The 15,701-nt window shown below is 41.0% G+C and carries 13 protein-coding genes and 2 pseudogenes; 5 read left to right on the top strand and 10 right to left on the bottom strand.

Annotated features, from left to right (window positions below; all coding sequences use genetic code 11):
• Positions 1–503 (bottom strand): annotated as a pseudogene (locus tag A5295_RS02520) (sensor histidine kinase); the annotation flags it as partial.
• 117 nt (positions 504–620) lie between these two features.
• Between A5295_RS02520 and A5295_RS02515 the strand changes: the two are divergent.
• The 4 genes from A5295_RS02515 to A5295_RS02500 all read left to right on the top strand — a co-directional run bounded on the left by A5295_RS02515 (position 621) and on the right by A5295_RS02500 (position 5,009).
• Positions 621–2,003: an alpha/beta fold hydrolase gene (locus tag A5295_RS02515; protein WP_064621612.1), complete on the top strand. Its 1,383-nt coding sequence runs from the start codon at positions 621–623 to the stop codon at positions 2,001–2,003.
• A 126-nt stretch (positions 2,004–2,129) separates the two neighbouring features.
• Complete coding sequence (proC, locus tag A5295_RS02510) at positions 2,130–2,933, top strand: pyrroline-5-carboxylate reductase (RefSeq protein WP_064621611.1); 804 nt, start codon at positions 2,130–2,132, stop codon at positions 2,931–2,933.
• Between the two features lie 54 nt (positions 2,934–2,987).
• Positions 2,988–4,076 carry a redox-regulated ATPase YchF gene (gene ychF, locus A5295_RS02505; RefSeq protein ID WP_004111381.1) on the top strand — a complete coding sequence of 363 codons (1,089 nt, stop codon included), beginning with the start codon at positions 2,988–2,990 and terminating at the stop codon, positions 4,074–4,076.
• Between the two features lie 147 nt (positions 4,077–4,223).
• Positions 4,224–5,009: a L,D-transpeptidase gene (locus tag A5295_RS02500; protein ID WP_064621610.1), complete on the top strand. Its 786-nt coding sequence runs from the start codon at positions 4,224–4,226 to the stop codon at positions 5,007–5,009.
• Between the two features lie 102 nt (positions 5,010–5,111).
• Here the strand turns inward: A5295_RS02500 and A5295_RS02495 are convergent, their stop codons facing one another.
• The 7 genes and pseudogenes from A5295_RS02495 to A5295_RS06555 all read right to left on the bottom strand — a co-directional run bounded on the left by A5295_RS02495 (position 5,112) and on the right by A5295_RS06555 (position 12,230).
• Positions 5,112–6,173: a YeiH family protein gene (locus A5295_RS02495; protein WP_064621609.1), complete on the bottom strand. Its 1,062-nt coding sequence runs from the start codon at positions 6,171–6,173 to the stop codon at positions 5,112–5,114.
• Between the two features lie 138 nt (positions 6,174–6,311).
• On the bottom strand, positions 6,312–7,373 hold the full coding sequence (locus A5295_RS02490) for a LacI family DNA-binding transcriptional regulator (RefSeq protein WP_064621608.1): 1,062 nt from the start codon (positions 7,371–7,373) through the stop codon (positions 6,312–6,314).
• A gap of 29 nt (positions 7,374–7,402) precedes the next feature.
• Positions 7,403–8,782: a glycoside hydrolase family 13 protein gene (locus tag A5295_RS02485; protein WP_004108193.1), complete on the bottom strand. Its 1,380-nt coding sequence runs from the start codon at positions 8,780–8,782 to the stop codon at positions 7,403–7,405.
• Positions 8,783–8,814: 32 nt separating this feature from the next.
• A complete protein-coding gene (locus A5295_RS02480) occupies positions 8,815–9,636 on the bottom strand; it encodes a carbohydrate ABC transporter permease (RefSeq protein ID WP_004108195.1) in 822 nt (273 codons plus the stop codon).
• On the bottom strand, positions 9,636–10,541 hold the full coding sequence (locus A5295_RS02475) for a carbohydrate ABC transporter permease (protein ID WP_064621607.1): 906 nt from the start codon (positions 10,539–10,541) through the stop codon (positions 9,636–9,638). The genes A5295_RS02480 and A5295_RS02475 overlap by 1 nt, the downstream gene beginning before the upstream one ends.
• Before the next feature lie 84 nt (positions 10,542–10,625).
• Positions 10,626–11,897 (bottom strand): annotated as a pseudogene (locus A5295_RS02470) (ABC transporter substrate-binding protein).
• 207 nt (positions 11,898–12,104) lie between these two features.
• Positions 12,105–12,230, bottom strand: coding sequence for a hypothetical protein (locus A5295_RS06555; RefSeq protein ID WP_004131337.1), 126 nt, complete (start codon positions 12,228–12,230; stop codon positions 12,105–12,107).
• 289 nt (positions 12,231–12,519) lie between these two features.
• On the opposite strand from A5295_RS06555, the gene A5295_RS02465 reads away from it, so the two are divergent.
• Complete coding sequence (locus tag A5295_RS02465; protein ID WP_064621614.1) at positions 12,520–13,782, top strand: MFS transporter; 1,263 nt, start codon at positions 12,520–12,522, stop codon at positions 13,780–13,782.
• A 97-nt stretch (positions 13,783–13,879) separates the two neighbouring features.
• Here A5295_RS02465 and A5295_RS02460 read toward each other — a convergent pair whose 3' ends face one another.
• Both A5295_RS02460 and A5295_RS02455 read right to left on the bottom strand, forming a co-directional pair.
• A complete protein-coding gene (locus A5295_RS02460; protein ID WP_064621606.1) occupies positions 13,880–14,245 on the bottom strand; it encodes a hypothetical protein in 366 nt (121 codons plus the stop codon).
• 6 nt (positions 14,246–14,251) lie between these two features.
• Positions 14,252–14,971 carry a nitroreductase family protein gene (locus tag A5295_RS02455; RefSeq protein WP_064621613.1) on the bottom strand — a complete coding sequence of 240 codons (720 nt, stop codon included), beginning with the start codon at positions 14,969–14,971 and terminating at the stop codon, positions 14,252–14,254.
• Positions 14,972–15,701 lie beyond the last annotated feature (730 nt).

Here is a 15,701-nt window from a genome sequence, read left to right as displayed (position 1 = left end):
ATGTTACTACTATTTATATTTTGTACACTACAAGTGTAACTAGCTTTTGAATGATTGTTGCCATATATTGGCCCCATTACGATATTCCACGATATTATTGCGCAAGATAATACTGTTGTTACGTAAGCTGCAATAACAAAAGCTTTTGAATGTTCTGGATTTCCGCGCGCAATAGCATTAACAAGTAGCACGAAACCAAAGAAATCAGCGAAAAGTTGAGTAGAGCCAAATGCTACTTGCACAATGCAAATAACAATAAAAATAGTAGCCGATTGTTCAGGCCATAGTTTTCGGACTGAAAGTAGTAATGCAACAACAATATTGATAAGCGTTACTGTAATAAGCGAACCTTGAGTCAAAAAGCCATCAACGTTGCTTATAACGTAGCGATCGCTTGAAAGCATAAAAAGAATAAACGGAATAATACCCCACAATATATCGTTTAGCGTAAGTTCAGTGCGTAAGCGTTGTATGCAACTGTTAAACGTGTGAGATATTTTCATATTTACTAGGCTAGTGCATAGTACTTTATAGAACAATCAAACTTGAGTATGATTTATAAATAGAGTGTGTAATTGATAGTTGCAATGTAGCACGAAAATAAAGAAAGGGATGGCAAGATGGCATTGCTTACAAGCTATTATGTTCCGGGATTGCATATTGAAGAACGAGCGATTGATGTGCCGCTTGATTGGGAGGGTAACACTCCGGGTGGTGCTATCAAAGGTGAGACTATTCGCTTATTCTGCAGAGTAGTTTGCGCTCCTGAGCATGTGCATGACGATTTGCCGCTGCTTGTGTTCTTGCAAGGAGGCCCAGGCGGGCAGTGCCCACGTCCGCTTTCACCTTCTAGCGATGGTTGGATTCAAGAGGCTATTAAGCATTTTCGCGTAGTTTTGCCGGATCAGCGCGGTGTTGGACGTTCCTCAAGGGTAGATGCTTCAACCATGAAGCGTATGTTGGATGACGGCGTTAGTGTTGAGCGTCAAGCATGGTATTTGAAGCGTTTCTTAGCTGATTCAATTATTCGCGATTTTGAGCATTTGCGACTTACTGAGTTTGATGCGAAGCCGTGGGTGTCTTTGGGACAAAGCTACGGCGGTTTCCTTACGCTTACATATTTGTCACTGTTCCCGCAAGGATTAATTGCAAGCTTCACAACCGGCGGTATTCCTCATGTTCCGGCGAATGCGCGTGAAGTTTACGAACACACGTTCCCGCGTATGGCTCGCAAAACAGAGCAATTCTATGAGCGTTATCCGCAGGATGTGGCTCGCGCCGCTGCTATTGCAGACCGTATTGCTCAAGGAGACGTTATGCTTCCAAATGGCGAAAAACTTACGGTTGAACGATTCCAAATGTTGGGCTCTTCCTTTGGTATGAAACCAAGTTTTGAGCGAGTGCACTGGCTTCTTGATTCCGCTTTTTCTGACGGTGACGGTTCGCTTAAAGCTTTCAAACACGCTGGCGGTTCTGTTGCTGGTAGTTTAAGCGACGAGTTTGTTTACGGTGTCATGGACTCTACAGCTTCTAGTCCACTTTATTGGCCGCTGCAAGAATTTATTTATGCTGACGGTGAATTGGAACACCCAATTTTGTGGGCTGCTCAACAGGTTCGAGAAACTATGCCAGAGTTTTCTGGTTCTGCACGTCCGCTTCTTTTTACGGGCGAAGCTATGTTTCCTTGGATGTTTGATCAAGAAAAAGCTTTGCAGCCATTCTTGCCAGCAGTTGACTGCTTAATGAGCGACAAGCAGTTTGGCAAGATTTATGATCAAGAGCAGCTTGCTAATAATGAAGTTTCACTACAGTCTGCAGTCTACTTTGATGACATGTATGTTGATTCTGGTCTTCAGTTAGATACGCTTTCTCGTATTGCAAACTCCCATTATTGGACAACGAATGAGTTTGAGCATGATGGTTTGCATGGAAACATTGTTTTCCGTCATCTATTTGATGAGGCTTTAAATCGCGGTGATTTAGAGGGAATTTACAAGAGATAAGCCGTATACAAAGGTAATAATTTTAATATGCGCAATGATTATAGTGCACTCTTTGCTATGCTATACATCTGTTTGCTTAGTAATGAGTGCACTACTGTTTTATCAATGCGCTAAAGGGAGTCATGTATGGGTACTTGTGTATCTGGAACTGTTGGTTTTATAGGCTATGGCAATATGGCACAAGCAATCGCTAAAGGTGCGCTGAATGCAGGAGTATTGCAAGGTGAAAATATTGTTGCGTGCGCGCATAATTTTGAAAAACTCGAGCGTAATACTTCACTAATTGGCGCTCGCGCTATGCGTACTGCTCAAGAAGTGTGTGAAGCAAGTGATGTGATTATTATTGCTGTAAAGCCGTATCAGGTTGCTGAAGTGCTTAAGCCAATTTGTGAAGTTATTAATGAACGAGGTATTGCTGTTATTTCCGTTGCAGCCGGTTGGACGCTTGAGCGTTACATGGAACTGCTTGGCAAGAATGCTCATGTTCAGTGCATTATTCCGAATACTCCTATTGCGGTCTGCCAAGGCGTGACTTTAGCTGAAACTACTCATACGCTTAGTGATAGTCAACTTTCAATGTTTAGTGCTTTATTTGAGCCAATTTCTTTGGTAGAGCGAGTGAATAGTGATCATATGAATATTGCAATGTGTATTTCTAGCTGTGCTCCAGCTTTTACAGCAATGTATATGGAAGCATTGGGCGATGCTGGTGTGAAATATGGTTTGCAACGTGATTGTGCTTACCGTTTGGCTGCAAAAATGATTGAAGGAGTAGGTGCGTTATATATGGATTCGCGCACTCATCCAGGGATTATGAAAGATGCAGTGTGCTCTCCTGGAGGAACAACTATTCGTGGCGTTGCTGAGCTAGAATCTCGCGGATTTAGGGGAGATGTGATTGCTGCAGTTGATGCTATTGAAAATAAATAGTAAATAAAATCAAGTTGTGTCGGCTTTCCCGGCGCTGGTCTAAACTAGGTAAATATGTCTTTAACTATTGGAATTGTTGGATTGCCAAACGTTGGTAAGTCCACTATGTTTAATGCTTTAACCCGCAACAACGTTTTGGCGGAGAATTATCCGTTTGCAACTATTGAGCCTAATACTGGTATTGTTCCGCTTCCGGATTATCGTCTTCCAGTTTTAGCTAAATTAGTTAATACTGAAAAGATTGTTCCAGCAACAGTTACTTTCGTTGATATTGCAGGAATTGTTAAGGGTGCCTCCGAGGGTGAAGGCTTGGGCAATAAGTTCCTTGCTAATATTCGCGAAGCAGACGCTATTTGCGAAGTTGTTCGCGCGTTTAATGACGACGATATTGTGCATGTTAACGGAAAAGTAGATCCTGCTGACGATATTGACACGATTAATACTGAGCTAATTCTTGCCGATATGCAAACTATTGATAATGCTTTGCCAAAGCTTGAAAAAGATTTGCGCGGTAAGAAAGTTACGCAAGAATACGTAGACGCTGTAAATAAAGCTAAGGAAATTCTTGAATCTGGCAAAACTATTGACCAGGCTCATAACGAAAAGCTTATTGATAAAAACGACGTGTATGATTTGCACTTGCTAACTGCTAAGCCATTTATTTACGTGTTTAACGTGGATGATTCGGAGTTGGCTGATGAAGATTTAAAGTCTAAACTTTCTGCATCTGTCGCTCCTGCAAAAGCAATATTCCTTAATGCTCAATTTGAGTCCGAACTTACTGAGCTCGACGAAGCAGATGCTCGTGAAATGCTTGAAGATGCTGGTTTGAAGGAATCTGGTTTGGATCAGCTTGCTCGCGTAGGATTCGATATTTTAGGTCTTCAAACCTATTTAACTGCCGGTGTTAAGGAAGTTCACGCCTGGCAGATTCATAAAGGCTGGACTGCTCCACAAGCTGCTGGTGTGATTCACACTGATTTTGAGCGTGGATTTATTAAGGCAGAAATTGTGTCATATGATGATTTTGTTGCTGCTGAAGGATCTATGGTCAAAATTAAAGAGGAAGGCAAGCTTCGTCTTGAAGGCCGTGATTATGTTATGCAAGACGGCGATATTGTTGAATTTAAGTTCAACGTATGAGATTGTTTGCGAAAATAAAAGCAGTATGATTCATATTTAATATTGCTGAATTAATAAGTGAAAAAATATTGCTTTTTGCGCGTTGCATCTAATAATTTCCTGCTAAACTATTGGATGCAACGCTTTTGCATTTATATAGGAGACATAATGCAGTTTATTCGTAACATAATGAATGACATTAAAAAGTGCATTCGCATTGCTGCGAAAATGCGCAACTGGTGGAGGAGAAGCTCTAAAGCTGCTCGTATTACGTCTTCTGTTTTATTAGCTTCTTTGCTGATTGCATGGTTGTGCTTTATTATTTTCGAAACTGTTAATATGGTTTCTTACTCGTCTAGATACAGCGCAAAATTGCAGAATTCTGTATTAATTCAGCGCGAAAAAAATGCTTATAGTGACAATCTTGGTAATAAAGACAATGAGGTTGCTGATAATAAGTCGTTTGAAAAATATTTCGATAAATATTGCAAACAAAAGTTAGATAAATCAACGGTTAATCATGTTTTTTGGAAACATCCTACTGGTGGTGAATATCCAAATCTTTCAGGGGTTAAAGTTTCTGACTTAAAAGTTAATGTGGACTTAAAAAAGCAACGAGTGCATATTCTTGCCAATGGTAAAACTGTATATACAATGATTATGAGTTCTGGAATGGGTGATTCCACTCCTCATGGTGATTATCACATTAATATGCGCGGAAAACATTTCTTTAATCATGAGGAAAAAGTTGGTGCTGATTATTGGGTTGGTTTTATTGGTGGAGAATACTTATTCCATTCGGTTCCAACGCGCTACAACTTTGGTGAATATATTCCGTCGGAGGGCATGAAACTTGGTAAGCCTGCTTCGCATGGTTGTGTGCGTTTAAGTGTTGCGGATGCCAAATGGTTTTATAAAAATATTCCTGATGGAACGGCTGTGCATATTAGATAGATTTTTCAAGAATACGCGAAAATAAATTATCGAGAATATAAAATGAGGATCTTCAAACGAAGACCCTCATTTGTTAAGCAAAACTATTCTGTAATGTTTTATTTAGAAGAACAGTACTGCAGCTGCATAAGCCAAAGCAACTAAAACAATAGAAGCTAGGAAGCTTGCTGCAAATGCTGCGCGACCTTGCTTGAAAATAGCTCGGAAGTTTACGTTAATTCCAAGTGCAGCCATAGCCATGCCAAGGAAAACGTATCCTGCTTCTACAAGAGTTGATGCGTGTGCCGCTACGAAAGGAACGTAAGTTCCAATAACAGATGCTGCAATAAAGCCAAGCATAAACCATGGGAAGCTAATCTTATGCTTTCCGCCATTTTCAACTTTGCTATGACGAGCATTCCACCAAATTGCAATAAAGATGGAGACTGGAACGAGCATAAGAACTCGCGAGAGCTTCATGATTGTTGCAACATCGATACTATTGAACGCTCCGCCAGCTGCAACAGCATGTGCAATTTCGTGAAGTGATGCACCTGCTGTAATGCCAAGCTGCTGCTTAGTCATGCCAAAGTTAGGCAGGATGAAAATTTCAGCAAGAGCGTAAATAGTGCCCATAATTGCAACTGTTGCAACAGCCATAACTTCGTTCTGTTCTTTCTCATCTTCCTCTTCTGGAAGAACTGGCATTGAGCCAGAAAGACCCATAACTGCAGCAGCTCCACAAATACTTGTGCCCCCTGCTGTAAGCATTGCAAGCTGAGGATTTACTTTCAAGAGTTTAGCAATGTTATAAGTTACGCAAACCATTATTGCAACTAACACAGCTGCAATAGGCAAGCATTTAATGCCCTTGGTAAACAAATCATGCAAATTCAGCTTAAATCCGAGGAGAATAATACCTAGGCGAAGAAGTTTGTTTGCAATCAAACCAGCAGCGCTTTTAACGCCTGCTCGCCTTGAATCATTATTCATTTTGTACACGTGCAATGGCAGCTGCAGAGCCATGCCAACAAGCAACGCAATAATAAGAGCACCAAGTAATTGGAAACCTGGGTACTGCTTAAGCCAGCTGCCAATAAAGGAAGCTAGAAGTGTCAATACAGCAATAAGAGCCATATCGATGGTGCAGATTTTCTTTTTCCATGTATCAAAGAAATTAACCATTTAGCCAAGTATTCTCCCATAATCGGACAAAAACGAACATAAATYAAAAAAATTAWGCATATAGTGCCACGCTAAAAAAACTTAACGTGGCACTATATTTTTCATAGGAGGAAGGAATCAAAGTATTTACTACGCAGCCTATTCTCTTATAGATGCTGCTGGGCCAATTGACTCACGCAGCAGCACAGTAATAGGTAGACATACGTGACGGGATGATGCTCGTTCATACCCAGCATTCAAAGTCTTTACTATATATTCAGCAGCTAAACGTCCTTTAGTTGTAACAGGCTGTTTAACTGTTGTCAACGGTGGATTACTACATGCAGACTCATCTAGATCATCAAAACCTGTAACAGAAATATCACGTGGGATTTGCAAACCAAACTGTCTAGCAGCATCCATTACTCCAAACGCAATAACATCACTAAAGCAGATGAACGCAGTTGGGAATGCAGAATTATTTTGTTTAGTTATTTGTGCAAAAGCTTCTTTTCCTCCAGCACGAGTGCATGGCACTTCAATAACATTTTTCTTATCGACCAGTGGGGCTATTCCATTCTCTTCTAAAGCAGAAATCACACCATCAATACGGCGACGAATTGTTCCATGCCAAGAAAGATACCCATCATCATTGCCTGATTCTGGAGAAATCACCACAAAATTGCGATGGCCCAATGAAATAAGATGCTCAGTTAATTCCTTCATAGCGCGCGTCTCATCAATATTGATACTTGGAGCCTGACTATGCACCTCACTGTCAACAATAACAAATGGCTTTCCTTGCTGCATAAGAGCTTCAACTTCACCACGATCTTCTTCTAAACCAGTTACTATAAAACCGTCAACTGCAGCATAAGGAATTGCTTTTAACATAGAATTACGAAGTGGAGGCACTAAAAGAAGCGTCAGTCCCTCTCGCTCACAGATTTGCCCAATACCTTGAATAAATTCCGAATAGTATGGATTTTCTAGCACTCGCCCTAATTGCTGTGGTAGTAACAATCCCAAACTATTTGTCTTTTGAGTTCGCAGCATATAAGCAACAGGATTACGCACATATCCTAGTTCCTTTGCAACTGAAAATATGTGTTCTACAGTTTCTGATGATAAGCGATCAGGAGTATTATACGCAAAGGAGACAGCAGATTTAGAGACACGCGCTGCATCAGCAATATCCTGCATTGTAATTTTCTTTCCCATGTCTCACACTTCTTACTTCTACATTATTTTTACTGTTGAGCTTGCAATACAATCATAGAATTATCTTTATTGGGGCGCCAACTATTTCCAACAGTTACACCATTTATAATTCGCCAATTATGATTTTGCAATTGTTGAGGTAGCTTCGATGAATTATATTCTACCAAATTATTACGTGAAATAATCATCAAAAGAGATTCTTCCTTATGCTCTCGAGAAATAATGACAGTATCTTCGTCAACAGCGTAACAACTTTGCGTGCCTCTTCGCAACGCAATATGATCACGCCGCAATGCATTTAATTGAACAATTGTACGGAATATTTCAGCATTTGCATCAAGACTATCCCACTGCATACCAGAACGGCACCCTGGATCATTATCGCCAACCATACCAAGCTCATCACCGTAATAAATCATTGGAGCACCTTCGCAGGCAAACATGCAATAGTACGCGGTTATGCAATCCTCAGTATTATTTTGATGCGCAGTTAAAACACGCTCAGTATCGTGGCTACCCAACAAATTCATCATTCCATGGTGATATCCATACGGTATGCGCTCCTGCAAACGGTTAATACCGTTAACAAAATCGTATGCATTGAATCGCTTTGTCGCAGTAAAACCTAAAACTAAATCACGCAGAGTATAATTCATTGTGCTATCAGTAGTGTCTCCTTGCAACCATTGAGCAGGGTCTCTCCACTCTTCAGCTATCAAACATAATTCCGAATTTTTTGCTTTAACAACTTGCCTAAAGTCCTGCCAAAATTCTGGATAAATAAAATATGGAACGTCAAGACGATAACCATCGATACCTTGATCAATCCAATATCTTGCAACATTAAAATGATGCTCACGCACCTTTGGATTAAACACATTCCACTTCGGTAGATATTCACAACCAGAACAGGTTTTATAATTAGGCACAGGCAATGACTTAACTGGAAAGTTTTTCACTGAAAAATAATTCACATATTCTGAATTCTCTTCATTTTTAACAACATCTTGAAACATCCAATGAGTTTTACCACAATGATTTAAAACTGCATCTAGTACTATACGTATATTCCGCTTATGCGCTTCATCTACTAATGTATGGAAATCTTCAAGAGTTCCTAAAAGTGGATCGATTTTAAAATAATCGTTTGCATCATAACGATGATTTGTTGCAGCAGAAAAAATTGGATTCAAATAGAGCGCATTGCAACCTAAATCATGAATATAATCAAGTTTTTCTGTAATTCCAGCAATATTACCGCCTAAGAAATTCTCACGCGTAGGCTCAGCATCCCATGGATCAAGCGGCACATGACCTTCAGTTAGCATACCGTAGCCTTCACAACGATGGAAACGATCAGGAAAAATCTGATAAAATCTTGCATCAGGCAACCACTGTGGTATAGACATAATAAACCCCATCCTTAATATTTCTACAATTTCTAATCTTTCATACCCGTATTTGCAATTCCTCTAACGAGCGCACGTTGGAAGAAAAGGAACACAATGATACTTGGTATTGTTGCAGTCAAAGTTCCTGCCATCAAATAATTCCAAGAGGTTCCATAACGCCCTACGAAGGATGCTAAACCAATCTGGATTGTACGAGTTTCATCCGTATTCGTAACCAATAACGGCCAAAGGAAATCATTCCACGCAAAGAGAAAACTGAAAATACCAAGCGTCGCAAACGCTGGATATGACAATGGAACAATCAGTTTGAAGAATATTCCAAACCTGCCACAACCGTCAATGCGCGCTGCCTCATCAAGCTCTCGAGGAATTGTTGCAAAATATTGGCGAAGTAAAATAATGCCAAACACATCTGCAAGTCTAGGAACAACCAAAGCATACAGCGTATCAACCCACCCCAAATTAGCGACTATCTCATAGGACGGAATAACAATCACAAAATTAGGAATCATCAATGCAGAAAGCAGCAGAATGAATATTGTTTTCTTCAAAGGAAATTCTAAGCGCGCAAAAGCGTAGGCAGCAAAGGCATCAAATATTAAATGTCCTACAACAATTCCTACTGTCATCAATAGCGTATTCCAGTAATATTGTGCAAACGGCGCAGCTTGCCAAGCGTGAATATAGTTTTCCCAATGCCATGATGTAGGAAAAATTGAAGTATTCGTGTATGTTTCAGCACGCATTTGCAAAGAAGTAGTGAACATCCACAAAAATGGAATGATTACTGTTGCTGAACCTAAAATCAGAATCGCATGACGCGCTAAACGCGACCATAATGATGATTTCATTATTCTTCTCCTTGTGCTCCAGAAACTTTCCATTGAACCATCGTCACGCCTAGCACTAGCGCAAGTGTAATAAACGCTATTGCTGTTCCATAGCCAAAATCACCAAGCTTGAACGCATCCCGATACATCATCATGCCAAGCACTTCCGTGCCTCCGCGAGGCCCGCCACCCGTGAGCATGTATGCAAGGTCGAAGGATTGGAAGCTCGTCACCAATGCCTGAACTACTACAAAAAACGTCATTGGAGACAGCAATGGGAAAGTAATCTTCCATAATTTTTGCCACCCAGTAGCTCCATCTAATGCAGCCGCTTCATACACGCTTTTTGGCAATGCTTGTAACGCAGTTAAATACAAAATAGCGTTAAAACCAATATTTTTCCACACGGTCAAAAGAATTAATGCAATAAGCGCAAGCCAGCGATTTTGTAACCAATCTGGTCCGTGTATATTGAATTTCATCAACACACTGTTCACAAATCCAGAAGGATCAAGCATATATTTCCACACAATGGCTGCAGCTACAGAAGATGTAACCACTGGAAGGAAGTAAATACTACGATAAATACTCCTACCTCGTATAGGTGCATCAAGCAAAAGTGCGAGAAATAACCCAGTCAGCACACTTAATACACATACACCAGCAGCATAAATAATTGTTACCATTAAGCTGTTGAAAAACTCAGGATCTTGGAAAAGACGAGCATAGTTTCCCAAGCCAATAAATTTCTTTTCCGGAGAGAATCCATCCCACGATGTTAGTGAAATATATACAGCAGACAACACAGGGTACAGCACGAAACCACCAATAATAAGCACTGCTGGCAACAAGAATACCGCAGCACAAATTACCTGATCTTTCTGGTAGTGCCTGTGCGCAGACTTGAGAAAATGACGTTTTTTCATTACATACTCCTTGATACAAAGAACTCCGATAGCTGAGCCAACTTTATTTCATTCGACCCAGCTATCGGCACAGTATTTATGCAATCAGCCTTTGGCAATCACGTCGTTTACTGCCTTTTCAGCATTCGCAAGCGCTTCGTCAACACTCTGCTCTCCAGCGAAAGCCTTCTCCACAGCCTTTGCAAATTCAAAGGAAATCTTTGGATACAATGGCGTATTTGGACGTGTATGAGCAATCTCCATTTGTTCCACAAACGGAATTAAACGAGGCTGTTCCTTCTTAACCCAATCCAAATACTTATCAGACTTTGCAACACTCTTCGTTACAGGAAGCATGCCAGTCTTTTGCGACCACTTGATCACCTGTTCTGGCTGCAAGAACCAGTTCAAGAATTCGCCAGCAGCCTTGGCACGAGCGTCAGAATTATGGAAGACGATTGCTTGTTCACCACCGAGATTAGTCGCTTCCTTGCCATCCTTTGGATGAGGAGCTTTCGCTACACCGAAATCAAATGGTGGATCTGGCGCCCAGATGCCAACCATCCAGCTACCTTCCTGAGCAGAACCACCCTTGCCCTTTTCAAATTCGCCCCACTTAGCATATGGGCTCACGCCGCTCTTGATAAGATCCATCCAGAAGTTCATAGCCTTCTTGCCTTCTGGCGTATTGAATGCAGCCTTAGAATTATCCTTCGTCAAGAATTCGCCGCCAGCTTGCCACAAGTTGACCTGGAAGTTCCAAGTTAAACCTTCGCCGTTATCTCCTGCTTGAGTAAGCAAATCATACCCTGGCTTGCCTGTCTTTTCCTTGATTGTCTCGGCAACTTTCTTCAACTCATCCCATGTTTGTGGTGGTTTGTTAGGATCTAACCCAGCTGCTTTATAAACGTCCTTGTTGTACATGTACGCAAGATTATTGGCAGTAACTGGCACAGAAACTTGTTTGCCGTCAATATGACCATAGTCAATCAATGCAGGAGTCACATCATCGAGCGTTTTCGAGCTGATAACCTTAGAAAGATCAGTCAAATTGCCCATTTTTGCAATCTGTGGCACCCATACCAAATCACTTATAGAAATATCTGGCAAACTCTTCGACGAAGCCGATGCACGAAGCTTCGTCATAAAATCAGAATTCGGAACGCTCGCAGTCTTAATCTTAATATTTTTATGCGAAGCATTAAAATCCTTCACCATTGCATCAAAGGTATCGGCATTAGCGCCATCCCAATAATGCCAAATGGTAAGCTATGTTGAGCCATTAGCGTCGGATGATTTTGCACTACCACACGCACCTGCGCTAATAATCATTGCAGCAGCACCGATTAATGCACATATTTTTGTAAGTTTCTTCATTGTAACCTTCTTTTTATCTGCATATGTTAACTTGCACTCATTTTGCATTTAGAAAATGGGTGACGAACTATTCTCTAAAGCATCAGAAAACAAACTAGTAATTTTTTTATTCTTTGTTGTATGACTACATAACAAGCAAACAGTTTTTTAATTGCCGCAAACACTGGCTCATATAAATCTACATGTCATGTTCACACAGACACCAAATCAAAAATGCACGCTTGTTTCTACCTCCTCCCCTCCAACTCCGAAGACATTATCTTTAAATACCCACTGTTTGTCATCAAGCAATGCCTTAAATTGGAACTTTTTACCTTTAGGTATTCTTTCCATTTCAGTCTCCTTTGAACTGCAATGCTAAACTCTTGTAAATCAATTTACTACATTGTTAAACAAACGTCAATCCCTTAAAATAATTACACGTTATCTACTTGCCGCGCTTGCAAACGCTTCGCGATGCAATGGGCAAACTCTCTAACTTCCTCTCCTACTATCGCCAGTAGCCGCAACCCCTGCCTATAACACTCATTTCACTCACAGTCCAGAAAAAGGTGTATATCAAAAGGCATATATCATTCAGAATATGAAAGATATTCATAACATGAAAGAAAAAGAGAAGGAAATGAACGCTGCGGCACGGATTCGCACAACTCTTATTATTGCCGTTTTATCGCTTAATGCTTTTCTTTTAACAAGCTGTAGATTTGGCGTGAGTCTATATCTTTTAATGCATGTTGACTTATCTCACGCAGCACTTAACGCAGTGTCCGTAGCACTTATGACCTGCATAGCAGCACCACTTGGCGGCATTATCGCAGATAAATATCCACCAACTAGATTGTTTATAGCTCTAACGTTCTGCTTTGCCTTGCTGTGCACTGGATATGGTTTCGCTTTAGTAGCACAGCATAACCTTATTGCTATTATGGTTACGCTACTCGGCATAATATTCGGGTTCTTTACTGCATTTTCTTCACCTAATCAAAAAGTATTGATGGCTTATAGCGTACCGACTGGCGAAAAAACCAAATTTTTAGCAAGCATGCGCATGTGGATTAATCTCAGCAGGCTTGCTGCACCTGCGATTACTGGCATATTTGTTGATATATGCAATCCTCTCATTTTCTTTACGAGCATTGCTATTGTGATGATACTAGCGGCGCTACCTCTACTGTTAGTTAATCTAAACCAGCAATCACAAAATAGCACAAACAATACGAAGACAGGAAGCAATAAAACTGCTGGTTTTGCAGCTTCTCTACACTATATGAAATCTACACCATGGTTAATAGTCTTAGGAGTAGTATCAGCATTACAATCAGGCTCATGGCTTGCTGCATTCAGACTAATGGGAGCACACCATTGTCTTACACTTTTTCATTCGGCATCCACGTGGGGTTCAATAGTCAGCATATTTAACATTGGCATGATTGTAGGTTCAGTATTATGCAAATACATTGTGCTACATTATGAGATTTTATACTCTATTTTATTACCTGGATTCCTTTCTATTCCTTTACTTATTTTCGCACTTAATAATTGGATTGCTCTTTTTCTTTGCTCAGCTTTCATTGCAGGTATTATTTTTGACGCAACTATCGTCTATGGGCAAACAGCTCTTCTCGACGGCATACCAACACGCATTCTCGGCGCGACTACTACTTTTACTTCCATTATGGAGCAATGCGGAATTATCGTGGGATATGCAAGCGTACTAGCATGGGGAAATCTAAATTCATCATTATTCATAATGATTGCAGCTGGTGTAATACTTGTTTCAACAGGTATAGCCTTATGGATTATTCAAGCTCGTAAACAAACATACCCATCAATGCTTACCAAAGATTATTGGACACCATCAACATGGGTAAAAAGAAGCATATAACAAGCCATTTAGTGCAAAAGCACAATAAAGCTATGCAAATGCACACGGCATTATTCACTCAGCCATTGCCAAGCCTCAACCACATTGCTTTGAATCACTAAGCTTTAAGCGAACTTATTCGCTGCGGAGTAACCCCCGTAAGCTCTGCAACATCACGAACCGTCAAGCCCTGATTCCTTAGTATGCGAACCGTTTCACGCATAAGCATAGATGCCTCTTGCTGAGTTTTTATAGCTGCAGATTTTGCATCTAGCATGCGCTGAAGCATAAGCTCATCTTGCTCACTAAGTTTCGGAGTTACTTTCACGCCATTGACTTTAACATTTAACGTTGCAGCAGCATCTTTTACCATTGCTGCAACCTGGTCAAGCCTACGTACTTGAGTAAACAATCCTGGTATTTCCGGCACTTCTATCTGATATTTTCCAAAGTACTTTGGATTTTGCGAGATAGATTGGTTTATTCGAAGTTACTTTTCTTGCGCAAGCTCGATTGGCGGATGCTCCGCGCGGAAAGCATTTACGTGCGCTTCAGACGCATACCCTAACGCAAAACCAGTAATCAGCGCATACTCCGGCGGAATGTCGAATACTTCGTCAAGCGGCGAACGCCATGTAGCAAGAACGCCAAGCGGGCATGAATCTACGCCTTGCTCTTTGGCAGCCAACAGTAACGTTTGCAGCATAATTCCAGCATCCAGCGCAGCAAACGGCAGAAAATCACGGCGCACAAGCACAAATCCCATAACTGGCGCACCGAACGCCTGGAAGTTGCGCAAAGTGTGAGCATTTCGAGCAGGAAAATCTTTGCGATCAATATTTAAATGTTTATACAACGCCAATCCTAAACGAGCGCTGCGTTCTTTAAGCGATTGTGGATACGGAGCCATTACAGGAAAATCTCCATCCGGCTGGCTCATTTTCTGGGCTATAAGGCGTTCTTCTTCGCTAAGGGTAGCGTCTTTAGTGCGAAACATTGCTTTGCATTTTTGCACATATGCGTCGATTAGCTGTTGCTTTAGTTCTCGTTGAGCAATAGCGAGCATGTAGCCACGCGTATTGGACCAGCTCGGTGATTGTGCAGCTGTTTGCAAAATAGTTTCAAGTATTTTAGAATCGACTGGCTTATTTAGAAAATCACGTACAGAAAATCGCGACTTTGCGAGTACTTCAAAAGTTTGTGTAGTCATGCTTTTAGTATATCGCACCAAATACGCACGCAGTACTTTCCTGGCGTTTGCGCGACAACCTGCTTGAGCGCAGCATTGCACGCGCGAAAGCAATTCGGAGCGTGAGCTTGCTCAGACGGAAAGTCCAGTGGACTTTCTGTGCAAGCTCAGCAGTGAGCGCTTATAGCGCGAGCGTTGTCCAGAGTTTGGAGGATTACAAAAAACGGGTTATAGGCCAAAAAGTGTGTAAGAAATCATGTCTTAGACCTTGCAATACAAGGGTTTTGCGGTAATCGAATCTGTTTTCTGCACATTCGCCACCTGGACAAAAAGTGTGTAAAAAATAAGCTCATAACCCTTATAGCAGTAGGGCTCGCGGTATATCGAATGTGGGTTATTTCTTATGTTAAGCGGCGTTCGAAGCATGTATTAGCTGAGTATTTAACAATAAATCGTCAAAGGCTGTTACTAACGCAGATTACGTACTGCGCGAGTAACATATGACCGTTACTTTCTTAAGATACTTGACTGAGTTTTTAACAGTGCTGAGACTAGTTTATGCCACAGAATACTCATCAGCTTAGCTTTACACACTTTTTGGCCTATAACCCTCCATTTGCGAGAGGTTGTTCTCGTAAATGGAGTTGTTCTCTCAATTAATCGCTCCCTTCATGAGAGGACGTTCTCACGAATGGAGAATTACAGATAATAGAAAATAAATAACAGCTGTCTCTTATACACATCTCCGAGC

It is taken from the genome of Gardnerella sp. 26-12 (assembly GCF_001660745.1).
Taxonomy (GTDB): domain Bacteria; phylum Actinomycetota; class Actinomycetes; order Actinomycetales; family Bifidobacteriaceae; genus Bifidobacterium; species Bifidobacterium swidsinskii.
The sequence above is the reverse complement of the archived record's forward strand: the minus strand, read 5'-3'. Positions and strand labels throughout refer to the sequence as shown.

Bases quoted from the DNA above. Each gene is read 5' to 3' on its own strand.
- A5295_RS02480 (WP_004108195.1), bottom strand. From the start codon at position 9,636: ATGAAATCATCATTATGGTCGCGTTTAGCGCGTCATGCGATTCTGATT.
- proC (WP_064621611.1), top strand. From the start codon at position 2,130: ATGGGTACTTGTGTATCTGGAACTGTTGGTTTTATAGGCTATGGCAAT.
- A5295_RS06555 (WP_004131337.1), bottom strand. From the start codon at position 12,230: ATGGAAAGAATACCTAAAGGTAAAAAGTTCCAATTTAAGGCATTGCTT.
- ychF (WP_004111381.1), top strand. From the start codon at position 2,988: ATGTCTTTAACTATTGGAATTGTTGGATTGCCAAACGTTGGTAAGTCC.
- A5295_RS02500 (WP_064621610.1), top strand. From the start codon at position 4,224: ATGCAGTTTATTCGTAACATAATGAATGACATTAAAAAGTGCATTCGC.
- A5295_RS02465 (WP_064621614.1), top strand. From the start codon at position 12,520: ATGAACGCTGCGGCACGGATTCGCACAACTCTTATTATTGCCGTTTTA.
- A5295_RS02475 (WP_064621607.1), bottom strand. From the start codon at position 10,541: ATGAAAAAACGTCATTTTCTCAAGTCTGCGCACAGGCACTACCAGAAA.
- A5295_RS02515 (WP_064621612.1), top strand. From the start codon at position 621: ATGGCATTGCTTACAAGCTATTATGTTCCGGGATTGCATATTGAAGAA.
- A5295_RS02485 (WP_004108193.1), bottom strand. From the start codon at position 8,782: ATGTCTATACCACAGTGGTTGCCTGATGCAAGATTTTATCAGATTTTT.
- A5295_RS02455 (WP_064621613.1), bottom strand. From the start codon at position 14,971: ATGACTACACAAACTTTTGAAGTACTCGCAAAGTCGCGATTTTCTGTA.
- A5295_RS02495 (WP_064621609.1), bottom strand. From the start codon at position 6,173: ATGGTTAATTTCTTTGATACATGGAAAAAGAAAATCTGCACCATCGAT.
- A5295_RS02490 (WP_064621608.1), bottom strand. From the start codon at position 7,373: ATGGGAAAGAAAATTACAATGCAGGATATTGCTGATGCAGCGCGTGTC.